We start from the raw sequence: 22,580 nt of genomic DNA, 5'->3' as shown, positions 1-22,580 counted from the left end.
GTTCACAGTTTTTGGTCTGCAAAAATATTCCAATATATTCCTAATTTAGGTCTTTCTTTAAATATATTACACTATCAATCACAAATAGTACTCCTTGATTAGTCAGGACATTTTCGTCATGTAAGTCCTCCAAAATAATACCTAATTCGTTATTGTAGTAATCATTGTTTTTCTTTCTTTCAAAACCATTGGCTTTTAGAAAATCCCTTACTTTTATCAAATCTGTAGGTTCGGTCGATTCTACAAAAGGTTGTCTAACTACCGAGCAAAGTTTTTGTTCATTCTTATAAAAACCTATCAGTTCATAAGAAGTAGCTGGAAATAAATAATTATGAATAAGAAGGCTAATGAAATAATCTTTCCATGATTCGTAAAAAATCGTATCGTTGATTTTTATAACATTCCTTCCATCATAATCAAGGTAAACCTTTTGTTCTGCTCCTTCTGCTATATATCTACTTTCATCTAACTTATCATTGTACCACAACTTATTGATGTCGGAAAATAAGATGAGTTTCTTTATCTCATTTTCTTTATTGAAGTATTCTGATTTTTCAGTCTTAATACTTGCTCTCTTGCCTTCTCTAATGAAAAAGAGGGCTGTTTTGATAAGATTTCTTTCTGAATTTCGGCTATTTCCTGAAATGACATTTCTGATTTCATGGTTCATTCTGTTTATCGAATTACATTTTTTTCAAACTGTTAATCCTTAATGATATACTAATTCAGGTAATTCTTAATTATTCCAAGTGCAAGTTAATAAAAAAGCCACTTGCAAAAACAAGTGGCTTATATTTTTAAGCGTAATTTCTGTAAAAAATACAATTTTGTCTTAAAATGCAGGAGTCAAATTTAAGGCTTCTACTTTCTTGATTTCGGGTACAGCCTTTAAAATTGCTTCTTCCAAACCTGCTTTGAATGTCATGGTTGACATCGGGCAGCTGCCACATGCACCGAGGAGTTCGAGTCTCGCCGTGAAATCTTCTGTTATTTCTACAACTCTTACGTTGCCTCCGTCAGTCTGTAAATACGGTCTGACACTATTTAATGCCGCTTCTACTTTTTCTATTAAATTCTCCATTTAGCTTATTTTCAGCAAGTATATTGTTGTAAAAATAATAAAAAATTTACACGATTAAAAAGATTTTAGGACTGGCAATGTATTGATTGACTTTCTACCTAAAAAATAATCTCACCGTAGGCTGCCAACTATTGACTGTGGCCTAAATTATCTTACCTCAACTCTCACGGTTTTTTCGCCAGAAGCATTTCTGATGGCTACTTGGCGAGCCAATGCTTCGGCTGCATTTTTGAATGCTTCGCTTACGATTGGTGTTTCATCCATCATCACAGGGCGACCTTCATCGCCTCCTTCACGAATGCTTTGTACGATTGGAATTTGACCCAAAAGTGGCACATTGAGTTTTTCGGCCATGTTTTTACCGCCATCTTTCCCAAATAAATAATATTTATTGTCGGGTAGTTCGGCAGGAGTGAAGTAAGCCATGTTTTCAACAATACCTAAGATGGGTACATTGATTTGTTGTTGGCGGAACATTGAAGCTCCCTTAGTTACGTCGGCCAAAGCCACTTTTTGTGGGGTTGTTACTACCACTGCACCTGTCAAAGGCACGGTTTGCACCAAAGTTAGGTGAATATCGCTCGTACCTGGCGGAAGGTCAATTAAAATATAATCTAACTCGCCCCAATCAACATCACCGAAGAACTGACGTAAGGCTTGGCTGGCCATTGGCCCACGCCACACTACCGCACTATCGGCTGGAGTAAGGAAACCAATCGAAATCATTTTGATGCCGTATTGCATGATTGGGGTAATCATGTTTTTGCCATCTTTTTGAGTAATGAGTGGTTGCATATTTTCAGCCCCAAACATTATCGGAATCGAAGGCCCCGAAATATCGGCATCAATGATACCAACTTTTGCACCTGCTTTTTTGAGTGCCATTGCCAAGTTTACGGTCACAGTCGATTTCCCGACGCCACCTTTGCCCGACGATATAGCAATGATATTTTTTACACCCGCCAAAACTGGAGCATTATTACGAATCGACGTAACATCGGCCGTCATGTTTACCGTTACTTTTACATCTGGATTGAGATGTGTATGAATGGCTTCGGTACAATTTTTCTTGATGAGTTCTTTCAGTGGGCAAGCAGGCGTTGTAAGCACTACCGTGAAAGTAACTTGATTGACACCTACCTCAATGTCACGAATCATGTTGAGCGTAACGAGGTCTTTTTTTAAATCTGGCTCCTCAACTGTACTGAGGGCTTGTAGCACTTTTTCTTTCGTGATGGTTAGTTCTCCCATTTATTTTAGACTTTGATTAACCTGATTTATGTGATTAATCTGTAAATTATATTTAGAAAAATGCCGCAATTATTGACTGCGGTCTGTTGACTATCGACTTTAAATGATTACTTTTCCTTTAAAAACCGCTACTTCTGAGCCTTCGGCCAAAAGCACCGATGTGGGTGATGTATCTTTTAAAAAAGCGAATTCTTGGCCATAAAGTTCCTCAAAATTACATAAGATTTGCGAGTTCTTCACACGATGCACGTTCCATCTTGGGTGTTGTACTTGATATTCATTGGTTTTATTGGCCGAATAGCCCGCATAGCCCCAATAATGTTCGGTGATGAATTCTTCTTCACTACCCACATCGATAGGCTCGGTTTCATTTTCGGCTTCTACTTCGATGTGATTCCAACCCGAATCTGACTTCCACGAATATTTTACAAAGAGTTGATTATCAGTGGTTTTAATTTCGTGTTTACAGGGGTGCGTTGCGTAGTTTTCTTTGTAAAGTGTATTTGCTACGAATGTAATCATAGCTTTTGGCACAATTTCTTTGATAAAAACCACACCTCGTTTCCATTCTCCGTTATCGTTGTAGCGAACGTAGAAACGAAGATTTACTTCATCGAAATTTGTATGAAAAGGAAATTTTATCCCTAAAACTTGGGTTTCGAGAAAGCGAAAACCTACTAAACTGGCGTAGCATCGACCATTCCAGAAATCAAGTTCGGTTTTGTACGGTACGTATTTCTCTAAGATTTTGGGTGGAACTTCGTAGTTTGCCATTACGAGCTTGCTCCAATGGGCTTTCAGAAAGGTTTTACCGAACATATTTTTATCTAATTTAGAGATTTGATAAGGCTGCGAATCGTCGTACTGTTTATAAAGTTATCAAATCATTATACCTATAAAACGCAAAAATCAGTGCGAATGTTCACACTGATTTTTGCAATGAATTTATATGTTTTACGCTGCAATGAGTTGCGAACGTACGATTGCGATTTCGTTTGATACATCAATTTTTTTGCTCAGAACATCCAACTTTTCAAGTAAATCGGTTAAAAACTTCTGATGTGCTGGAGTATCGGTCTGAATCGGGCGGTGATTGAGCGACATCTTTACTTTATTCCATTCTTTCAGAAAACCATTGAGGTCTTCGGTGAAATAAGTATTGGCAAATTTCTCAAAAATGTATTGTTCGGCTTGTTCGTTAGGGTGAATCATGTCGGCTTTGTAGAAACGATAGTCTCGTAGGTCGTCCATCATGATTTCGTAACTTGGGAAGTAATGCACATCGTTGAAATCTTGTTCGAGATGATAGCAGGCTGTGCGTAAAATACTTTTACTGACCGAGTTAAGCTGTAAAGTCTCACGGGTGTGGCGTACGGGGCTTACCGTCAGTAAAATCTTTATTTTATTATTTTGCATCTTGAGTGCTTCGTACATCGAACGGAAACGCAGGATGATTTCCTTGACGTTTAGCATTTCTTTTTTGAAGTTAGTTGCAGGAGTTTTGTGGCAATTAGATACAATTTGACTGTTTTCTTTGAGTTGATAAACAATCGACGAACCAAGCGTAATGACCAAAAAATTAGCTTTACGCAAAAACTGGTTTACTTTTCTGTGTGTAAGGTTAAGTTCTCGTTCGAGTTCTTCCTTTGAATGGGCATAAAATTTCGAGTGGAAATCATAATGTTGCCAAATACCGTTATTTTCGAGCATTAAGTGCTTAAAAACGGGCTGATTTTGCAAACTATGGCTTATCAATTTAAAAATTGAAGAGGGGTTAAATACAGTCCCATAAGGATTACAGAGACATTGTAATTTGTTATCAGTTAGCTGACCTCCTATGACCTCGGAAAAACACGAACCAACGGTCATAATCTTAGAGTCAGTGCTGATTTTGAAGCGAGCTGGAGCCACTTCAATTTCAGTACGAAATTCCATTTTGCTTCTTTTTAGGGGTTAGTTTATAGGAACTATTAATTGATTGATTATCAATAGTTTGCGAAAGTAAATCTAACATTTTATACTTCCAAGATATTTCGCAAAAAAATGTTATTTACAACTTAATTATGTGAACTACCTAAGAATGTTATAACATAAAGAGTATTGCAAACTAGTGGTAACTGAATTGAATACTAATTGATTTTAGGTTAAAGCCATACTAATATTTCAGCCTAAAACCAATTAACGAATTATTTAAAGTGGATATTCTTCGGTATCTGGTTAATTGTCTTTACTCTAAGTTTGTGAAGCACTACCTACTTTTAAGTACTCATTTATATTTGCTCAATAATTGGATTTGAAAATTGAAATAAAGACTTTTTTTCGAGAGTCAATGAAATAAAAAAGCTATGATAGTGTATCAAAAAAAGTAGTTGTTGACAACAAAATTTGATTTTGTAAAAGAATTATTTAAGGGTGCGAATGCAAGAATAAAATACAAACAACTCTACACAAATGCAGCCTTACTCTACACAAAGTTATTTTTTTTCTTTTTTTTAAAATATCTAGCTTGTTTGTCATAGTTTTGATCAATGGTAAAGTAGAATTTTTAATGAATAATCTCAAACGATACTCGGTTTTGTTGCACATTACTGGATGGATAATCTTCAGTATTATTCCATTAATGGCTCTTCCATTCAATAATATCTTTTCATCGCCCAATTATAAAGTTTTTATATATCAACAATTATTTAGTACGGTTTTGTTGATAATGGTGTTTTATATTAATCTGCATGTAATAACGCCCAATTATCTAAATGCAAAAAAGAGTTGGTACTTTTTGGGCTTTTTTACTTTAGGCCTCTGCCTTGTTTTAGTCATAAATTCGGTTGCTTATGAATTTTTATTCAAGCCTCATTTCAAACATTTTTTTTTTCCGAAAACGAGCATGAGGTTTAATAATGGAAAACCCATTCAGCCACCTTCAAGGCTTTTTAATCCGAGATATTTTGGAATATTTTTTTCTTATTTATTATCTGTGATTGCTAGTTCGATGTTGGCTCTTGTGTACGAACGTACTAGGAGTAAAGAAGAAAATCAACAAATGTTATTAGAAAAAACCGCCGCCGAATTAGCAGTTTTGAAACTACAAGTGAGTCCTCATTTTTTATTTAATACACTCAATAATATTCGTTGGTTGGCACGCCAAAAATCAGAAATGACCGAAGATGCAGTTGTGAAACTTTCGCAGTTATTGAGGTATATGATTTATCAGTCCGGGAATGATAAGGTCTCATTAGACCACGAAATTGAGCATTTGAGAAATTACATCGACCTTCAAAAAATGAGACTTACAGAGAAGAATTCGGTCGATTTTATTTGTGAAGGTGATACTTCTCAGATAATGATTGAGCCACTCTTGTTTATTCCATTTGTAGAGAATGCTTTTAAATATGGATTGCACAACCAAGAAAAAAGTGATATTTTAACAGGTATTCGTGTGACAAAAAATGAAATTTGGTTTTATGCTGAAAATATGATTCATGGCTCAAATATGCTTCTTGCTGATGAAAACTCAGGTATTGGGATTTTAAATGTAGAGCGGAGATTGGCCTTGCATTATCCTGATTTGCATGAATTACATATCAGAAATGCCGAAGGTAAATTTAGAGTAGATTTAAAAATCAAAACTACGTGATGTCGAAGATAAACTGTATTGCTATTGATGATGAGCCATTTGCTTTAGAGATAATGGCCGATGATATTCAAAAAATAAGTTTTTTGAATATGGTCGCAACGTTTTCTAATCCGCTTGATGCTTGGGAGTTGATCAAGCAAGGTAAAGTAGATTTGATATTTTTAGATATTCAGATGCCAATCATTACGGGTACTCAGTTTTTAAGAAGTCTTCCCTCACCTCCGATGGTAATTTTTACTACAGCCTATCAACAATATGCCCTTGAAGGATACGATTTGGATGTGATTGATTACCTACTAAAACCTATACCTTTCGACCGATTGCTTAAAGCATGTAATAAAGCCGAAGAACTACTTAGGCTCAGAAAGAAAGACAGAGCACCGGTAACGCTTCAAACCACACCAGAAAATGGGTCTTTTTTTGTTTTTTCGGAGTATAAACAGATCAAAATTTTATTTGATGACGTTGAGTATGTTGAAGGATTAAAAGATTATGTCAAAATCTTTTTAAGAAACCAACTAAAGCCAATTTTAACACGTCAGAACTTAAAAATGATGGAGTCGAAACTTGCAAAACCGCAATTTTGTAGGGTACATCACTCTTACATTGTTGCTCTTGATAAGATAACTGCTTTTCAGAAAACTAAATTGCTTATAGGAAAAAAAGAGATTCCAATTGGGAAAAAATTTGCAGAAATTTTCGAGCAAAAATATCGAATTCAATCTATTTAATGAGTGAATGAATTAATTAAGATGTAATTTAGTAAAACTCTGTAGACATATCTCTTAAATCATTCCATAGAAAGGTCTTAAAACGTATTATATTTCGGCAGCATTCTCTTTGCCTCATAGTGAATATCAGCCTAATCAAATTTCAACAGTGTAATAATAAATTAGGAATCATAATTGTTGTAAGTGGTATAATATTTGCCATTTAGTACCCATAATTTAAGTTTTAGTTTATAAGACTTGATTTTTTTAGTATTTATATACTATCTTTCACAGCATATTATGAACTACTCCTTCAATATAATAGACGAATACAAATCACTGAGTCCGAATATCCAGGCCGATATTTTGGCGAAATTAAAGATTTTAGAATTTGCTAAAAACGAATTCTTGTTGAAAAAGGGTGAAATTTGCAAAGGCATTTATATCATTGAAAAAGGCTGTTGTCGAACCTATCTTGAAGAAGGGGGGAAAGAGATTACAACCTCCTTTGGAATTGATACAAATATTATATGTAGTGCATACAGCTATTTATCTCAGACATCTTCCGAAGAATATATTCAAACGCTTGAGGAAACAGTATGTTATTTTATTTCATATAAAAGTATTCAAGGACTATTAGATAAATACGTCGAATTTAATGTTTTTGTAAGAAAGATCTATGAGTCTTTACTAATAAATGAGATAAATTTACTCAACTCAATAAGAACAAAAAGTGCCTTGGAGCGTTACGAGCTCTTCATGGAAAAGACACCAAAGATATTGCAGCGAGTTCCACTCAGCCATTTAGCCACCTTTTTAGGTATGAGTAAAGAAACTCTGAGTAGAATGAGGAGTAAGATTTAGAAAGTAAAATAGCCCTGAAAACCAAGGCTATTTTTTGTTTTAGGGATATGTGTTTTGATAAAGATTATCTACAACCTCCAAATGACCAGTTAAATGAAAACGAAAATTTTGGAATGCTTGTTGTTGGTTTTGGAGCACATACAGGTGCGTAACCTCCAGTGTTGCAAGATGTTGGCGGAGGAGTGTAACATGGTGCAGGTTTCGGTGCGGGCTGACAAGTGATTGTCTTAGGTGCACTTAATAATGAGAAAAGACCGAAAGTACCACCTTGTACTTCCTCTGCGTTTGTGATCTCAAACGATGAAAAATTGTCTAATGATTTCATTGTGTTAATATTTTATAAGGTTCACGAACATTTAGACATTGGTTCACTCAATAGATTTTTGCCTAAATAATTACTTTACAAAAGTATAATTTTTTAGTAATTGTAAACCCCAAATAGGCACTGGCGTAGTCTTTTTTGATATATATCAAAAAAAGAAAAAAAGTTATTAAGTGGTATGATTTTTGCTAGAATTTATCTAAAATTAGTAATTTAATACCGCCTTTGTAGTGTAATATAATTGATCGGTAAAACCTCTGATTTCAAGTAGCATACAAATACTTCCTATTAGTGTATGTAGGTTAGTCTTATTTAAGAATTCCGCTCCATTTATAAGCCAATTGATTACCCATTCTTCAATGTTTTCTTCAGTTTCAATGAGTTGAATTTCCTTATAAAAATTAAATAACGGAGAGTTACTAGAAATATTATCTGTAAAGTTGACAGATGCTTTTGCAAGCTCCTGCATTAAGAGGGTTTTATCGGCTTTGACTAATGCCAGAAAAACTAGTTGAATAGCAAAGTTTATTCTGTTTTTTTCTTCAACAAAAAAATCGTTGTATTGTAAGGCCCCAATCACAACAGCACTTAGATTTTTTAAATGAATAAAATATTCTTGGCTAGTTATATTTTCGGGAAAAGTAAGGTTGTGTGTATAGGGAATATATTTGAGCGTGTGTAATGAGTTTTCGGGAACATTTACAAATAAAGGATCTTCATATAGCGAAGCATCAGATAATGGTAGAGATTTTAAGTAGGAGGTAATTGTATTTAGTTGATTTTTTTGAATCTCACTGACGAATATTTTTAGGTGATAGCCTCGTTCGGAATCAAAAAAGAAAAAAAAGTGATTGTGCTCAAGGGTTTTTGCTATAAAAGAAAGTAAAGTTTTCCAATTTTTTTTATGTGAAAATACCATAAAACCCTCAATATTAGTGTCTTTAAAGAGATTTTTCATACCAAAACGATAGGGTGTTTTTTTTCGAAATTTTTAAAAACTGTACCTTTTCCAAAGGAGTCATTGTTTACAATGGTTCGTTTAAGGTTAAAATTCTCTATAAACCGAAGTTTATTGCTCAATTGTGTGTAGAAATTGATTGTCGATATAATTGTTTCTTGGTGTGTCATTAGATTTGCCTTTTTTATTACTTCACTATTAAAAGTACCTTTTTCAATAGAATTTTCGAGAATGTAATATCGATTTAGAAACTCTATCGGCTGTATTGGCCCAGTTGTTGACTCAAGATTATTAAACATGTTATCAATAATTTGAGCGGCTTCATAAGTATTGTTTTTATACAGAATTATCAATTTTGATTTCCAAAAATTTATTTTTTCGACATAAATTGCCCTAAGATTATTATAGATGTATTCGTTCTGTATTCGTTCTACTTCACTATGTGTGATGGCCTTTAAAAATTCAGATTTGTTAAATGTGGTTTCATTACGGCCTAAATTTATTAGACGATTTTTTAGATCATTGTCTTCGAAACCATAGCCTTTGATTGCTTCATCGTAACCTCTAATTTGTAGAAAGTCAATTTTTGTTAGAGAAATTTTTCCGAAAGTATCGCTCAAAGTGTTGTTTTCGGGAGCAATAAATATGGAGTTTTGCTGCTGAAAGGCATCCATTAAATATTCGGCGAAGCCATTTCCTGCATAATTATCGGCATCTAAATTACAAATAATATCGCCGGTGGCTAATCTGAAAGCCATATTTCGAGAATGGCTGCGGTTATAGAAAGTTGGTTGAGTAGTTCTGAAATAAACAACCTTACCGCAAAAATTATCGAAATTTTGCTGCATCCATTCTTCTAAACCATCGGTAGAATTATAATCTAAAATGACAAACTCGATGTTTTCGATGGCTGAGGTATCGGCTAAATTCATCGGAAGTGTTTCCTTCAGATGATGCAAGCGATTCATAACCGTCGTGCAAAATGAAATTTTCAATATTATTTAAGTTTATAGATATTTTATACAGATATTATGACATTTTTATGACAATTTCTAAAAGTAAAATCCGAACAAAGATAACTTGATTCGGACTTTTACTTTGTTTCAATCGATCACTCTTCTTCCGCTCCAAATTGTCCTCCAGAATTGATATTACTGCCAAAGAAAAGGGCGTTTAAGAAAAGTTTGTTTGTGCCAAACCAAGTACCTCTGAAATTTGGGTTGTCAGAAAATAAAATTGCTCTACCGTTTCCTTCGTAACTAATATTGATGGCAGCCGAGTTGGCTATACGCTTCAAAGATTCTTGATGTACATAACCCGTAATTCTTGGATTTTGAGTATAAACCAAAACCGAATTTGCTGCTCCTGTGCTACGCTCCAAAATCGTATTATTATTTCGATAAATAGCCAGTTTTTTACTTGTAAAACCAAACCCAATGGGACTCGTAATATCTAAATCGGCTTCAAAAATTGCTCCACCAGTTTGTTTTGCTCCTTCTGATGCTTGAAAGTCTTCGTAGTTGATTCGAGTCTTATTACGGCTGCTGTCTGGTTTGGCTTCACGCAGTTTTTCTTTTGCAATTTCTTGTTTGATTGCCCATTCAGTGCCTCCCTTAAGGGTGATTAGTGTGCCACCGTTTGCCACCCAATTTTTTATTTTTTGAGCCGCTGCCTTATCTAATGCCGCATAATTTCCACCTACTAAAACTATAACGTTATAGCGGTTGATATTCAAGCGAGCAAAGTTATAGACTTCTACCTTCGTGATTGGCATTCCGATTTTGGTATCTAACAAATGCCAAACTTCGCCAGCTTCCGGGGCCGCCACACCTCCACCAACGAGCATCATTGCTTGGGGTTTCTTGACGGTCTGAAAACTATTGCTTCCTAAATCAATGCCAGATGTACTAAAGCCTGTTGAAACGGGTTCAATCGTGACGCCCGTATTTTGCGAAATTTGTTTTAGTTTCTGGTATAATTCTTCTGAAGTAATTTTTTGTTTTTGCACAGAAACCAGTAAGGTTCCATATCCATATTCTTTGCCACCGATACCAAATTTTTTGAAAGAAGTTTTGGTAAGTATCTGATTATTAAGTAGTTGATTCAATGCCTTGGGAGCGTAATAATCTGTCCACTCAATCAGATAAGCATAGTCACTTTTGGTGAATGGGGCAGGGGTTGGCTTTAAATCAGTTTTTGTGATACGTTCTCCTTTTTGGAAAGCTCCTTTCAATTCGGCATGAGGAAGGCCATAAGCCAGTGCTAAATTCCATGCCGATGCATCGTAAAATAAGCTATCGGCAAATGTTGTTGGTCGGTCAAATATCGAACGAACCATTAAAAACTGTGGCTGTGCCGATGGAATCACGACTGCTTTACCTTTCTTGAATGTGGAGCCATTTTCGGTAACATCAGCTGTTAAATGATAGAATTCGATGTTGTGTTGTAGCAATAAATCCCAAAAAGCTCGATTACGACTTTGGTCGTTTGCATCGCCAATAATATAGGCTTTAGTGGGAAATTTTTGCCCCTGAGCTATGATTTCTGTAAAAAATGAACGTTGATGTTTTAAAAGAGTTTCTCTTTCTACCAGCGAAGCCCTAATGGTTGCTAAGGCATTGACAAGTTGATTTCTGACCGTAAAACCAAAAGTTAAATCTCCATTTTGGCTTTCCTGTACGTGTCCGCGTGAGCTTGCTTGTTCAAACAAAAGCCCTAATCCACCTTCCATGTCTGGGTAGCTTGAGCCATAACCTGGGTAGAAATTATCAAACGATTCTTTTGTATAGTATAACGAACCAATTTCGTTTAAGGCTTGCTCAAAATATTTAGCAAATTTGCCATTTAAATCTTTATAAACAGTTTTCGGAACGAGCGGATTTTCGGCATTTTCTTTGGTTGGTTCAAAAAAGTGTGAAGCATTTGTTCCCATTTCATGAAAATCCGTCACGACATTTGGCAACCATTGGTGATAAAATGCCAAACGATTTCTACTTTCAACATTCACGGCCAAATACCAATCACGGTTTAAATCAAACCAATAATGGTTCGTGCGTCCACCTGGCCAAACTTCGTTGTGTTCACGGTCGTTGGCATCAGCTACCATCGGGTCGCCTTTGTGCATATTCGCCCAGTGCGTATGTCGGTCACGTCCATCTGGATTTATCACGGGCTCCATCAAAATCACGGCATCTTTCAGCCATCCGAGAGCCTCTGGGTCTTCGGTAGCAGTTAAATAATAGGCTGTCAGAATTGAGGCTTCTCCACCCGAAGGCTCATTGCCGTGTACATTATAGCCCAACCAAATAATGGCAGGTGCTTTCTTGGTATCTGGCATTTGTTTGCTTGGGTCAGTAATTGTCAGATGTTCTTTTCTGATTTCCTCTAATCGCTTGATGTTATCGGGCGTAGAAATCGTCACGATGATTTGCTCACGATGTTCGTTGGTTTCGCCAATTTTCTGAACTGTTACTCGGTCAGATACTCGGTCGAGTTCACGCATATACTCAACCAATTTGTCGTGGCGAGTGTGGTGCGAACCAATGCCATATCCCAAGAACTGTTCTGGAGTTGGAATAGCTGAATTGAGCTGTTTTTTAGGAAAAAAATAGTCGTTTTGGGCAAAACAAATGGCAGAAATGCCGAGGCAGTAAACAAACGTTAGAAGTTTCTTCACGGTGATTTTAGGGTTTAGTTTGAGATGACTTAAAGTTAAGAAAAAAAGCCTAAGATTTTATTGGGCTTTAATAGAAGTTTAGTGTTTATTCATGAATAAGTGATGGTAAAAATTAAATTGATAATACCGAGCGTCGGTCGCCACGGAGTTGCCCAGAGTTTAAAAATCACAGAGTTTCACAGAGTTTTTTTATTTATTCATTGTGTAACTCCGTGTTGTACTTTGTGTACCTCTGTGGTAAAATACTATCAATTAAATAGTTCTTTGTACTTATCCTTCAATAATCTATATTTTTCTGGTTTTGAGCCAGTTCGTTCGATTACACCTCTTGCCTCCAAATCCAGTTTTACGGTTTCTCCATACCATTGGATGCCTCCTTTAAAAGTGTCTTTAATATTTTCGTACAAACGCTCCATCAGCTCAGTATGTGTGAGTTGAGCTTCACTCAAAATTGAAAGAATATTTCCTTTCACGATAAGATATTTTTCTAAAGAAATACGTTTATTCGATTTTCCTGCTTGCGGATGAAGTGTTTGAATTTGTTCTCCTTTCATATATTGTAAATCTATCGAAATTCAACTTATTTTATCAGACTTCATTTGTTTCTAACAGATTCCTTCGGAATGACAGCGACTGAGCGTCGGCCGCACATAAACTTTGCTAACTAAAATTACAGTGTATTTATTCCTTTAAAACATAAATAGCATCTAAATTCCGACCAAAACCATCATAATCAAGTCCGTAACCCACTACAAACTTATTCTCAATCTCAAAACCCACATAATCGAGTTTTAGTGGAACTTTCAACGCTTCTGGTTTGAAAAGCATGGTCATGATTTTTATTGAAGCAGGTTGTTTGGCAGCCAATTGACCCAAAATTTCCTGCATCGTCATGCCTGTATCAACAATATCTTCTACAATTACAATGTGACGATTCTGAATATCTTCTTTCAAACCTAATACTTGCTTTACTTTTCCAGTAGATTCTGTACTTTGGTACGACGAAACTCTGATAAAAGTTACCTCGCATTCAATGTCAATAGATTTAAACAAATCGGCAATAAACATAAATGAGCCATTCAAAACTCCTATCAATAATGGATTTTTTCCTGCGTAATCTTTGTTTATTTCTTGAGCAAGTGCTTTTATACGATTCTGTAGAGGATTATGTTCGATGAATGGAACGAAAGATTTATCTCTGATTTGTCTCATTTTGGTGGTAATTTTATTGGTGTTGCAATTTAAGAAAATGATTTGAATTTTTAAGGAAGGCTTCGCCCAAAGCGAAAGCTTCGATGGAAATTAGATAAATAATTTTAAGAAAATTTTAAGTTTATATAATTTAGAAAACAAAAAGCCGTTAATGTTGCATAAAAGCTATTTTATGAAAACCTTGAATCAGATGTCAGTAAAAATAAGTTTTAGAAGTATATTAGTTTTGTTGATGATGAGCCAAATGGCTCAAGCTCAGTTTTCGTGGTTTGGAGGCAGTACAAAAAAGAAACAACACGAGGTATTATTGGCCAATCGGGCAATTCAGATTGAAGCTACGCAGGCTATCAATAATATGTATAACTTTAAATATGATGCTGCCGAACGCGACTTTAGATGGTTGACTGTTAAATACCCCGAGCATCCGATTGGTTTTTTCTTGCTGGGTCTAAATGAATGGTGGAAAATAGTACCAGATACCAAAGATGAATCGCACGATGATTCGTTTTTTGCTAACATGGACCGAGCCATTGATTTAGCCGATGATATGCTCGATGATGATGATGGCGATAAAGAAGCTGCTTTCTTTCAAGCCGCCGCTTATGCTTTCAAAGGTCGATTACATTCTGAGCGTGGGAATTGGGTAAAAGCAGCTTGGGCAGGCAAACAAGCCATGAAATATTTGGATAAATGTCGTGGTTTTGGTGATTTTAACCCAGAACTGGCCATTGGCGACGGGCTTTATAATTATTATTCAAAATGGATTCCCGAAAATTATCCCTCACTTAAACCGATGTTAGTTTTCTTTCATAAAGGAGTTAAAGCACAGGGAATCAAGCAGTTAGAGTATGTGGCATCGAATGCTTTTTATACCCGAATGGAAGCAAAATATTTTTTGATGCAAATTTATTCGATGGAAAATCAGCACCAAAAAGCCTATTACGAAGCAGCACAGATGCACGCCATGTATCCTGATAATTCGTTTTTTCATCGTTATGCGGCACGAACAGCCTTTATGTTGGGTAAATCTGATGAAGCAGAAAAATTGGCCGAAGAATTATTGGCCAATGTGAATGTTGCGAAATATGGGTATGAAAGTACCGCAGGGCGTTATGCAGCTTATATTTTGGGTTATATCAACTATAATTATAAGCGAGATTTACCCAAAGCGAAGGAGTATTATCAAAAAACGATTGATTTTGCCTTGCAAAATAACTCCAAAGATTCTGGGTATTTTCTCGGAGCTAATCTTACACTGGGTAAAATTGCAAGTGCCGAAAAAGACTACGTAAAAGCACTTCAATATTTTAATATCGTAACAAGCAATGGCGATAAAAAGCTAGATACGTACAAAGAAGCCAGTAAACTAATTGATGAAACTAAAAAGCTAATCAAAGCCGAAAGGAAAAAGAAATAATAGTTTTCTGAACAATGAAAGCACTTTTGGGCGTATTTTTGGGGAATTTTCCTAAAAATATGCTCAAAAACAAACTTAAGTTTACTCTAGTAATTCTTTCCTTCTTGTCCTTCCCATTCGAAAAAGAATGGTTGGGTACTGCTGTTGCACAGACTATAACACGTGGGCCATATCTACAACAGTTAAGTGAAAATGGTGTTATTATTCGCTGGCGAACTGACATACCAACCCTAAGTTTTGTAACTTATGTAGTAGACTCTGCAAATGTGAGTATAATTAATAATCCGAAAGTTGAGTTAAAAAATCTAGCCACTACCGAGCACATTGTTCAACTTAGGGGCCTTCAAGCAAATACTAAATATCGGTACACAGTTGGCACTGAATCTAAAATTTTGGTTTCAGGAAAAGATCATTATTTCATTACCGCACCTTCTCAAACAGATGTACGCCCAATAAATATTTGGGCAATGGGCGATTTTGGCGATAATTCTACCGAAAAGTATATAAACAATCAAACAGCAGTAAAGGAACAATACCTCAAGAATAAATCAAACTATACTGATTTATGGCTTTGGTTGGGCGATAACGCTTATTGTTGCGGAACGGATATTGAATATCAACGCCAAATTTTTGATTTTTATGGAGGTAATGTTCTCGGAAATACTGCTTTTTTTCCAGTGCCAGGCAATCACGAATACTTAGAAACACCCACTGCCCAAGTCGATAAAAAGATTAATTATTTCAATGTAATCAGTGTGCCAACCAAAGGTGAAATGGGTGGTTTAGCATCAAATACAAAGGAATATTACTCATTTAATTACGGAAATATTCACATCATCGCACTCGATTCGTATGGCTTAGATGAGGGTAAATATCGACTTTCTGACCCTAGAAGTAAACAATATCAATGGCTAATCAATGATTTAGAAGCCAATAGAGGAAAATCTCTTTGGACCATCATTACTTTTCACCATCCGCCCTATACTAAGCGTTCGCATGATTCAAATGCCGAACCTGATTTAGTATCTACAAGAGAGAAACTTGTTCCGATTTTTGATACATTTAATGTAGATTTAGTTTTAAATGGGCATAGCCATTCTTACGAACGTTCGTATTTGATGAAAGGGCATACAGGACATTCAACATCATTTAATGTAAACGTACATGCTGTTCAGAATGTGAATGGGAGGTACGAAAAAACTGAAGGTTCAAAGCCAATTATCAATAAAAATGAAGGAACAATTTATTGCGTAGTCGGCTCGGCTGGTCGATTGGATTGGAATGGCGACCCAAACCCGCACCCGAGTTCGGTGTATTCTAATATTTCGATTGGTGGTTCTTTGCTTTTTACCATTAATGATAACCGTTTGGATGCTCGTTGGGTTGCTGCCGATGGCGTGATTAGAGATAATTTTACGGTTTTTAAGAATGTCAACAAAACCGAGAAAAAAACGATAGAATACGGCGAAAAAATTCGGTTGACCTCTTCGTGGAAAGGTTCACATTTATGGTCGAATGGCGTTAATAATCAAGATTTTATCGAGGTTTCTCCTCGAAAAGATACCCTTATCTCGGTGGTAGATTCGCTCGGCTTTTTGAAGGATAATTTTCAAATTTCGGTTTTGCCTCAGCCAGTTATCGCAACTGAATTTCCTGAAAATGTGCAAATTTGTGTCAAAAACAGTGTAAATGTGCCATTCTCGGTCAAAAATACTCAACTTGATAAATGGGAATACCAACTCGAATTGTCAGATGCTAATGGTTCATTCACGCAACCTATACTATTAGGAAAAACTAATAAAAGTCCGTTTCAGATTATTTTGTCGGATGCCTTGCCAGAAGGGAAAAATTATCGCTTTCGAGTAAGACCCAATGTAGATTATTTTGAGGAAGTTCCAAGTAAAAGCTTCTCAATTGCCACTCCAGCATTAGTAGGTTTTATAAGTAATAAAGTAATGCCTTTTGATACCACACTGACTTTAAATTTACGCTTCAATGGTACGCCGCCTTTTACTTATAAAATCTCTTCCTTACCCGAAGCAACCACGCAAGCCAAAGAACTAAGTTTGAAAGTTAAGCCAACGGCTGCTATCAATTATACAATAGAAAAAGTGATGAATTCGTGCGGTGTAGGCACGGTTTTATCAGAAAATAGTGTGAGTGTATTAGCACCATTGAGCAATGAGGAATCTTCTGAAAAAATAAGTATTTTCCCAAATCCAATATCCGATGAAATTACGATTGAAAACCACACAGCTAAACCAATCATAGGAACGCTGACAATCAAAGATGTAAGAGGGAAACAAGTCCTACAAAAAAATGTATCGTTTAATCAGTCAGAGAAAGTTTTGTTGAGTGATTTGCACGCAGGAGTTTATATAATTACAATAAAATCAGCAAGTTTGAGATTTAGCAAGAAAATTATCAAAAATTGATTTTTTACTCGATATTAGTACTGTATTCGTTTTACCAATTTTATATCACCACAATTATTTAAACACAATTTATTATGAATTCTACAACTAATAAGGTATTTAAACTGTTCATTTGCTCTTGTTTACTACTTAGTTCTATGAGCTGTGCATCAATTATTCACGGTAAAAGCCAAGATGTTTTTATTAGTAGCCAACCCAAAGGTGCAATAATACGAGTTGATGATAGAGATTTCGGACAGACACCAAAAGTTCTAGGTTTACCACGTATGGGCAGAATGGATGGTGAACCAAGCACTAAAAAAGAGTACAAAATTACACTATCACTTGAAGGATATATGCCTTATGAAACAATCTTACAACGAAAAGTCGATGGGTGGTTTTTCGGCAATATATTAGTAGGAGGAGTGATTGGAATTGTAATTGATGCAGTTACAGGAAGTATGTATAAACTGACACCGAGTCAAATTTCAGCACAAATGAAAATGAATGGGGCAAATGTTTTTAACTATAAAAAGAGCGAGGTTTATATTGCTACTACTTTACAACCAGACCCAAATTGGCAAAAGATTGGTAAGATTGAAAAATTACCTTGATAAAAACGGCAATAAAAAAGCTCTAAAACCATTAGTTTTAGAGCTTTTTTTAGCTTCAGTTGACTGCCGACTATTGCCAGTGGACAAATCAATATCTATCAAGGTACAGGTAAAACCTGAGTATCTTTGAAAGTAGAAAGAATCACCATCGTTTGGGTACTTGCTACCTCTTCAATCTCATTGATAGTTTCCATGATAAGTTTTTGGTACGAATTAATATCCTTTGCAATAACTTTCAGTAAAAAATCGCATGAGCCAGTTACGTGATGACACTCGATGATTTCAGGTACTTTAGAAATTTTTTCGACAAAAGCCTCACTTACTGCTTTTCTATGCCCCGCAAGCGAAACCTGTACAAATGTCATAACTCCAAGACCAACTTTTTCTCTATCTATTTGAGCGTGGTAACTTTTGATGATACCCGAAGTTTCTAATTTCTTTACCCTTTCGAGGGTAGGTGCAGGTGATAAACCGATTTCTTTTGAAAGTTGAGCGTTGGTAATTTTACCGTTACTTTGAAGGATTTCCAGTAGGCTATGGTCTATCTGGTCAAGTTTGTTAATACTCATTGGGAGTAATTGTTTTTGGAAGTGCAAAATATTATTTGGCACAAAGTTACTGCTTTTTTGAATAAAACAATTATAAATTCTGAAAAATTAACAAAAAAGAAAACTTATTTTGGGAAAATCACCGAAAACAGAAATTGGGTGTTTTATCTTTTAGAAACTTTATTGTGCGAGATACTTCGTTGACGACTGCATTTATGTCTAAAATCGTCAATTGAAGATTTGGCCAAATGTTTCGTGCTGCGTCCTTGCACACGTTCACGCCACATACGCCACGATGATGGCTTCATTTCTCTACGCATCAATTCTATTACTTCTTGTTCTTTCAAGCCAAACTGTATTTCGATGGCATCGAATGGGGTTCGGTCTTCCCAAGCCATTTCTACAATTCTATCTTTATCTTCGTCGGGTAGTGCTTTGTATTTTTCTTTTGAATTCATAAAAAACAATCTTAATTCTCATTTTAAACAACAATTCCAAAATCAGATTGTTTAATGAATGCAGCGTTTTGTCAGATAAAATATAGAAAAATAGAATAAATCAATGAAAGGTGTAAAAAAAGAAAATCTGCCATCAAAAATGTGTATTACCTGCGGGCGACCATTTACGTGGCGAAAAAAGTGGGAAAAAGTTTGGGATGAAGTAAAGTATTGCAGCGATGCTTGCCGAAGAAGTAAAAGTGGCTCAAAGTAATTCGTCTGATGGATTCCAGAAAAGTTTTTTGAAATCGACAACTTGGTCTTTTTCAACCTTAACTCCTTCACTTTCAAGTAATTCTTGCATTCTATTACCGCCAAAATGATGCTTTCCTGTTAGTAATCCGTTTCGGTTAACAACCCGATGAGCAGGAACATCAAGCTCACCGTGTGAAGCATTCATCGCCCAGCCAACCATTCTGGCACCACCGCCTCCAAGATATTTGGCAATAGCACCATAGCTTGTCACTCGACCGTGTGGGATAAGCCGAACAACATCAAAAATATCATCAAATCTATTTTCTTTCGCTTTAGACATTAGAATTGATACGAGTAATAAAACGTCGGTAAATAGTTTCATTACGGACGCCAAATTTTGCCGACGTTATAAAATTCAAAAATTCCCCTTTAGGGGTTAGGGGTTTTGCTAATTTCTTTTTCTAACTCAGCATACCATGCTTCGCCATAGGCTCTGATGAGAGGCTCTTTCAAGAATTTATAAACAGGTACACCCAGTTTTTCACCCAACGAACAAGCATCACTACAAATTGACCAACGGTCGTAGTTGAGAGCGTGATAACTTTCATATTTGGTGATACGAATAGGGTAGAGGTGGCACGAAATTGGCTTTTTCCAAGAAATCTTGCCGTCAAGATAAGCCTGTTCGATACCACATTTCAAAATCTTATTTTCGTCATAAATGGCATAGGCACATTCTCTATCGCCGATTGTTGTAGTTGAGTAATCTCCTTCCCAATCTTTGATATATTTTCCTTGTTCTTCTATTGCCTTGATTCCTTCTGCCGAGAGATAGGGTTTTACTTGCTCATATACTTCTTCTAAAATAGATAATTCTGCTTCCTCGAGCGGAGCTCCTAAATCTCCTTCAACACAACACGCCCCTTTGCACTTTTCTAAATCACAGACAAACATTTTGTCGGCGACATCATCACTAATACAAGTATTATCTATTAGAATCATTATATTTTCTCTTATACTTATAAAAATTACAAATCTTTTCTATGGACTATCGACAATTGTCCATGGACTATTTCTTAATTATCAATTTCTGTCCAAGTTTTACATTTTGGTCGTTCATGTCGTTCCACTCTTGTACTTGCTTAGTTGTTACACCATATCGTTTCGAAATACTATACAGTGTTTCTCCTTTTTGTACAACGTGCGAGGTGCTTGACGTAGCAGCTGGTTTTGTCGTTTTTGGCTCTACAACTGCGGCCGGAGTATTTCCTTTCGGTTGTTTAACAATTAGGGTTTGACCTACTTTTACACGTTCGCTGGTGGTGATGTTATTCCATTCAGCTAATTCTTTCACAGAAACATTATATTGACGAGCAATACTATAAAGTGTTTGGCCAACATCAACTGTGTGTACGCCCGAACTCGATGAAGTAGTTGTCGGGGCTGGCGTAGTAGTTGTTTTTACTGGTGCCGATTTTACAGTAGTTGGTGTCGGATTCACTGGTGTATTCTTTACCGCAGCTGGAGGTGTTGGATTCACAGGTGCTTTTTTGGGTTCGGCTGGAGTTACATCGTCTCTGTCCGAAATCACTATTATATCATCTTCTTCTCTTGAAGGACGATTATTTTTCTTACCACTTTCCTCTACAACCACACTTTCAGGAATTGTAGGTTTAGGCGTTGGTTTTGTTGGTTTTTCTGTAGTTTCTGGCTGACGAGCATCTTTTACCAACACCTTTTCCTCTGTTCCATCATATTGCTCTTTCATTGGCACTTTCTCCAATTCTTCGCTGTCTTTGCCATTTAGATACTCAATTGGTTGGTCTTTCGGGCGTTTTTTCTGCAAATAAACCACTCTACCTTTTTGAATTCTTTGAACAGTATTCATGCGGTTGAGGCGAAGTAAATTCTTCATACGGATACCGTACATCTGCGAAATCTGCCACATAGTTTGTCCTGTCAAAACAACATGATGAGGCACTGGCCCTTTGCGATCTTTTTTCTTCAAATAATAGATTTTTCCTTCTTCAACAAAATCTTTGTCGGTCATATCATTATAGCGAAGGAAATCTGCAATTTTCATTTTGCCACTTCTTGCCAACGAAGCCACATCATCGCCTGGTTTTGCCAAAATACCTTTTTTACCATTGATTTCATAGAAAATTGGTTCTTCCTCCGACGCTGTTACAACCGTTACTCTCTTCAAAATCGGGAATGCAGCATCACTTGTTGCCAATTCATTTTGACGGTTAAGTTTCGATTGTACATCTTCTAGGTTTTCGGCCGGAACCAAGATCGCCACTGAATAATCTTTATCGCTGGGAATGGCGTCGGTTAGAAGCCAAGAATTATATTTTTTTAGTTCATTGACATCTACATTTGCCATGGCTGCAATGTCGTTGAATGTTTTGCCTTTTGTTTTTTTGTATTCAACAAACGAGAAACGAGATTCTTTCAAACGATTGATTCTGTATTCAAAAGCTATGCGGTGGGCAATCGCTTTTATTAAATAGCGGTCAGTTTGGGCGTCAAAGCTTACTTCGTTGGCATAAGACCATTGTGATGGAACAATTTTGCTAATGCCAGTTGCACCAAGAGAATAAGAAAAAAGTGAGGAAATCCAGTTTTTATAAATCAGATTATTACGTTTGATATACAAAGCTGCTGCTCTTGTAGAAGCATAAATGTTTTTACGTTCATCAATTTCTTTATCAACTCGTAAGCCTAATTCTTGAGCAGTGGCTGGCTTCATTTGCCAAAAACCAACGGCATTTGATGTAGAAATTGCGTCAGGTAGGAGCGAACTTTCGGCCACGGCTACGTATTTAAAATCTTCGGGTACTTCTTCTTCTTCGAGAATATTTTCAATGATTGGAAAATACCATTGAATTCGCTCAAGTTTATCGAGTAAGTATTTATTTTCGGGAGTAAGTAAAGAATTGACTTCTTTTTGGACAAGTTTTTGGGCATCTACGTCGAGTTTTACGGTTATGCTAGCAAACTCTAGTTTTTTAGGAACTTCAGGAAGTATAGCCTGCTGGGCAAATACTCCTTGAATGCTTATAAGCAAAAGTAGTAAAGCAACGTTTGTTTTCATTTTATTAGGAAAATATGGGTTCTATTGTAATGGTTACTCGTTATTTGGTTACTTGTTATTGGTGAACTTGTTACTTGTTATTGGTGGACT

Annotated in this window: 23 protein-coding genes; 7 read left to right on the top strand and 16 right to left on the bottom strand. The window is 36.0% G+C overall.

Annotated elements, in window-relative coordinates; translation table 11 throughout:
* Positions 1–40: 40 nt before the first annotated feature.
* From ACOVO2_RS24485 to ACOVO2_RS24465, 5 genes are all read right to left on the bottom strand, one after another.
* On the bottom strand, positions 41–670 hold the full coding sequence (locus ACOVO2_RS24485; protein ID WP_421772496.1) for a hypothetical protein: 630 nt from the start codon (positions 668–670) through the stop codon (positions 41–43).
* A 162-nt stretch (positions 671–832) separates the two neighbouring features.
* Entirely contained in the window at positions 833–1,081 is a 249-nt protein-coding gene (locus ACOVO2_RS24480) for a NifU family protein (RefSeq protein WP_421772495.1), read from the bottom strand.
* A 147-nt stretch (positions 1,082–1,228) separates the two neighbouring features.
* Positions 1,229–2,332, bottom strand: a complete 1,104-nt coding sequence (locus tag ACOVO2_RS24475; protein WP_421772494.1) for an Mrp/NBP35 family ATP-binding protein — start codon at positions 2,330–2,332, stop codon at positions 1,229–1,231.
* Positions 2,333–2,431: 99 nt separating this feature from the next.
* Complete coding sequence (locus tag ACOVO2_RS24470) at positions 2,432–3,151, bottom strand: YqjF family protein (protein WP_421772493.1); 720 nt, start codon at positions 3,149–3,151, stop codon at positions 2,432–2,434.
* Between the two features lie 135 nt (positions 3,152–3,286).
* Entirely contained in the window at positions 3,287–4,267 is a 981-nt protein-coding gene (locus ACOVO2_RS24465) for a GSCFA domain-containing protein (RefSeq protein WP_421772492.1), read from the bottom strand.
* Positions 4,268–4,880: 613 nt separating this feature from the next.
* Between ACOVO2_RS24465 and ACOVO2_RS24460 the strand changes: the two genes are divergently transcribed.
* From ACOVO2_RS24460 to ACOVO2_RS24450, 3 genes are all read left to right on the top strand, one after another.
* Complete coding sequence (locus ACOVO2_RS24460; protein WP_421772491.1) at positions 4,881–5,966, top strand: sensor histidine kinase; 1,086 nt, start codon at positions 4,881–4,883, stop codon at positions 5,964–5,966.
* Positions 5,966–6,697: a LytR/AlgR family response regulator transcription factor gene (locus ACOVO2_RS24455; RefSeq protein WP_421772490.1), complete on the top strand. Its 732-nt coding sequence runs from the start codon at positions 5,966–5,968 to the stop codon at positions 6,695–6,697. Before ACOVO2_RS24460 ends, ACOVO2_RS24455 begins: the two co-directional genes overlap by 1 nt.
* A 279-nt stretch (positions 6,698–6,976) precedes the next feature.
* Entirely contained in the window at positions 6,977–7,540 is a 564-nt protein-coding gene (locus ACOVO2_RS24450; protein WP_421772489.1) for a Crp/Fnr family transcriptional regulator, read from the top strand.
* Positions 7,541–7,604: 64 nt separating this feature from the next.
* Here the strand turns inward: ACOVO2_RS24450 and ACOVO2_RS24445 are convergent, their stop codons facing one another.
* The 6 genes from ACOVO2_RS24445 to hpt all read right to left on the bottom strand — a co-directional run bounded on the left by ACOVO2_RS24445 (position 7,605) and on the right by hpt (position 13,708).
* Positions 7,605–7,865 (bottom strand): hypothetical protein, encoded by a 261-nt coding sequence (locus ACOVO2_RS24445; protein WP_421772488.1) that lies wholly within the window; start codon positions 7,863–7,865, stop codon positions 7,605–7,607.
* Positions 7,866–8,067: 202 nt separating this feature from the next.
* The gene (locus ACOVO2_RS24440; RefSeq protein ID WP_421772487.1) at positions 8,068–8,820 is read right to left on the bottom strand and encodes a hypothetical protein; all 753 of its coding nucleotides are present in this window, start codon (positions 8,818–8,820) and stop codon (positions 8,068–8,070) included.
* On the bottom strand, positions 8,817–9,815 hold the full coding sequence (locus ACOVO2_RS24435; RefSeq protein WP_421772486.1) for a glycosyltransferase family 2 protein: 999 nt from the start codon (positions 9,813–9,815) through the stop codon (positions 8,817–8,819). Before ACOVO2_RS24435 ends, ACOVO2_RS24440 begins: the two co-directional genes overlap by 4 nt.
* Positions 9,816–9,931: 116 nt before the next feature.
* The gene (locus ACOVO2_RS24430) at positions 9,932–12,496 is read right to left on the bottom strand and encodes a M14 family zinc carboxypeptidase (RefSeq protein ID WP_421772485.1); all 2,565 of its coding nucleotides are present in this window, start codon (positions 12,494–12,496) and stop codon (positions 9,932–9,934) included.
* Between the two features lie 248 nt (positions 12,497–12,744).
* A complete protein-coding gene (locus tag ACOVO2_RS24425; RefSeq protein ID WP_421772484.1) occupies positions 12,745–13,050 on the bottom strand; it encodes a DUF6958 family protein in 306 nt (101 codons plus the stop codon).
* Positions 13,051–13,177: 127 nt separating this feature from the next.
* The gene (gene hpt / locus ACOVO2_RS24420) at positions 13,178–13,708 is read right to left on the bottom strand and encodes a hypoxanthine phosphoribosyltransferase (RefSeq protein ID WP_421772483.1); all 531 of its coding nucleotides are present in this window, start codon (positions 13,706–13,708) and stop codon (positions 13,178–13,180) included.
* 172 nt (positions 13,709–13,880) lie between these two features.
* On the opposite strand from hpt, the gene ACOVO2_RS24415 reads away from it, so the two are divergent.
* The 3 genes from ACOVO2_RS24415 to ACOVO2_RS24405 all read left to right on the top strand — a co-directional run bounded on the left by ACOVO2_RS24415 (position 13,881) and on the right by ACOVO2_RS24405 (position 18,153).
* The gene (locus ACOVO2_RS24415; RefSeq protein WP_421772482.1) at positions 13,881–15,125 is read left to right on the top strand and encodes a tetratricopeptide repeat protein; all 1,245 of its coding nucleotides are present in this window, start codon (positions 13,881–13,883) and stop codon (positions 15,123–15,125) included.
* Positions 15,126–15,139: 14 nt separating this feature from the next.
* On the top strand, positions 15,140–17,560 hold the full coding sequence (locus tag ACOVO2_RS24410; RefSeq protein WP_421772481.1) for a metallophosphoesterase: 2,421 nt from the start codon (positions 15,140–15,142) through the stop codon (positions 17,558–17,560).
* 74 nt (positions 17,561–17,634) lie between these two features.
* Positions 17,635–18,153 (top strand): hypothetical protein, encoded by a 519-nt coding sequence (locus tag ACOVO2_RS24405; protein WP_421772480.1) that lies wholly within the window; start codon positions 17,635–17,637, stop codon positions 18,151–18,153.
* A gap of 98 nt (positions 18,154–18,251) precedes the next feature.
* Here ACOVO2_RS24405 and ACOVO2_RS24400 read toward each other — a convergent pair whose 3' ends face one another.
* Positions 18,252–18,722 carry an Lrp/AsnC family transcriptional regulator gene (locus tag ACOVO2_RS24400; RefSeq protein ID WP_188764881.1) on the bottom strand — a complete coding sequence of 157 codons (471 nt, stop codon included), beginning with the start codon at positions 18,720–18,722 and terminating at the stop codon, positions 18,252–18,254.
* 143 nt (positions 18,723–18,865) lie between these two features.
* Positions 18,866–19,159, bottom strand: coding sequence for a TIGR03643 family protein (locus tag ACOVO2_RS24395; RefSeq protein ID WP_188764882.1), 294 nt, complete (start codon positions 19,157–19,159; stop codon positions 18,866–18,868).
* 103 nt (positions 19,160–19,262) lie between these two features.
* Here ACOVO2_RS24395 and ACOVO2_RS24390 point away from each other — a divergent pair, with 103 nt between their 5' ends.
* Positions 19,263–19,412, top strand: coding sequence for a DUF2256 domain-containing protein (locus ACOVO2_RS24390; RefSeq protein ID WP_421772479.1), 150 nt, complete (start codon positions 19,263–19,265; stop codon positions 19,410–19,412).
* On the opposite strand, the gene ACOVO2_RS24385 is transcribed toward ACOVO2_RS24390, so the two are convergent.
* The 3 genes from ACOVO2_RS24385 to ACOVO2_RS24375 form a co-directional block, all read right to left on the bottom strand.
* Positions 19,404–19,733 carry an MGMT family protein gene (locus ACOVO2_RS24385; RefSeq protein WP_421772607.1) on the bottom strand — a complete coding sequence of 110 codons (330 nt, stop codon included), beginning with the start codon at positions 19,731–19,733 and terminating at the stop codon, positions 19,404–19,406. The two genes, ACOVO2_RS24390 and ACOVO2_RS24385, sit on opposite strands and share 9 nt — an antisense overlap.
* A gap of 89 nt (positions 19,734–19,822) precedes the next feature.
* Positions 19,823–20,395 (bottom strand): DUF3109 family protein, encoded by a 573-nt coding sequence (locus ACOVO2_RS24380; protein WP_421772478.1) that lies wholly within the window; start codon positions 20,393–20,395, stop codon positions 19,823–19,825.
* A 67-nt stretch (positions 20,396–20,462) separates the two neighbouring features.
* Entirely contained in the window at positions 20,463–22,490 is a 2,028-nt protein-coding gene (locus ACOVO2_RS24375) for a LysM peptidoglycan-binding domain-containing protein (RefSeq protein WP_421772477.1), read from the bottom strand.
* Between the last annotated feature and the right edge of the window lie 90 nt (positions 22,491–22,580).

The organism is Emticicia sp. (assembly GCF_049241225.1).
Lineage (GTDB): Bacteria > Bacteroidota > Bacteroidia > Cytophagales > Spirosomataceae > Emticicia.
Note: the sequence above shows the minus strand (reverse complement) of the source record. Positions and strands in the feature narration are given on the sequence as shown.

Excerpts from the sequence above, each read along its gene's own strand:
- ACOVO2_RS24450 (WP_421772489.1), top strand. The coding sequence starts at position 6,977 with ATGAACTACTCCTTCAATATAATAGACGAATACAAATCACTGAGTCCG.
- ACOVO2_RS24480 (WP_421772495.1), bottom strand. The coding sequence starts at position 1,081 with ATGGAGAATTTAATAGAAAAAGTAGAAGCGGCATTAAATAGTGTCAGA.
- ACOVO2_RS24410 (WP_421772481.1), top strand. The coding sequence starts at position 15,140 with ATGAAAGCACTTTTGGGCGTATTTTTGGGGAATTTTCCTAAAAATATG.
- ACOVO2_RS24380 (WP_421772478.1), bottom strand. The coding sequence starts at position 20,395 with ATGATTCTAATAGATAATACTTGTATTAGTGATGATGTCGCCGACAAA.
- ACOVO2_RS24475 (WP_421772494.1), bottom strand. The coding sequence starts at position 2,332 with ATGGGAGAACTAACCATCACGAAAGAAAAAGTGCTACAAGCCCTCAGT.
- ACOVO2_RS24375 (WP_421772477.1), bottom strand. The coding sequence starts at position 22,490 with ATGAAAACAAACGTTGCTTTACTACTTTTGCTTATAAGCATTCAAGGA.
- ACOVO2_RS24460 (WP_421772491.1), top strand. The coding sequence starts at position 4,881 with ATGAATAATCTCAAACGATACTCGGTTTTGTTGCACATTACTGGATGG.
- ACOVO2_RS24425 (WP_421772484.1), bottom strand. The coding sequence starts at position 13,050 with ATGAAAGGAGAACAAATTCAAACACTTCATCCGCAAGCAGGAAAATCG.
- ACOVO2_RS24390 (WP_421772479.1), top strand. The coding sequence starts at position 19,263 with ATGAAAGGTGTAAAAAAAGAAAATCTGCCATCAAAAATGTGTATTACC.
- ACOVO2_RS24440 (WP_421772487.1), bottom strand. The coding sequence starts at position 8,820 with ATGAAAAATCTCTTTAAAGACACTAATATTGAGGGTTTTATGGTATTT.
- hpt (WP_421772483.1), bottom strand. The coding sequence starts at position 13,708 with ATGAGACAAATCAGAGATAAATCTTTCGTTCCATTCATCGAACATAAT.
- ACOVO2_RS24400 (WP_188764881.1), bottom strand. The coding sequence starts at position 18,722 with ATGAGTATTAACAAACTTGACCAGATAGACCATAGCCTACTGGAAATC.
- ACOVO2_RS24385 (WP_421772607.1), bottom strand. The coding sequence starts at position 19,733 with ATGTCTAAAGCGAAAGAAAATAGATTTGATGATATTTTTGATGTTGTT.
- ACOVO2_RS24485 (WP_421772496.1), bottom strand. The coding sequence starts at position 670 with ATGAACCATGAAATCAGAAATGTCATTTCAGGAAATAGCCGAAATTCA.
- ACOVO2_RS24405 (WP_421772480.1), top strand. The coding sequence starts at position 17,635 with ATGAATTCTACAACTAATAAGGTATTTAAACTGTTCATTTGCTCTTGT.
- ACOVO2_RS24465 (WP_421772492.1), bottom strand. The coding sequence starts at position 4,267 with ATGGAATTTCGTACTGAAATTGAAGTGGCTCCAGCTCGCTTCAAAATC.
- ACOVO2_RS24470 (WP_421772493.1), bottom strand. The coding sequence starts at position 3,151 with ATGTTCGGTAAAACCTTTCTGAAAGCCCATTGGAGCAAGCTCGTAATG.
- ACOVO2_RS24415 (WP_421772482.1), top strand. The coding sequence starts at position 13,881 with ATGAAAACCTTGAATCAGATGTCAGTAAAAATAAGTTTTAGAAGTATA.
- ACOVO2_RS24455 (WP_421772490.1), top strand. The coding sequence starts at position 5,966 with ATGTCGAAGATAAACTGTATTGCTATTGATGATGAGCCATTTGCTTTA.
- ACOVO2_RS24395 (WP_188764882.1), bottom strand. The coding sequence starts at position 19,159 with ATGAATTCAAAAGAAAAATACAAAGCACTACCCGACGAAGATAAAGAT.
- ACOVO2_RS24445 (WP_421772488.1), bottom strand. The coding sequence starts at position 7,865 with ATGAAATCATTAGACAATTTTTCATCGTTTGAGATCACAAACGCAGAG.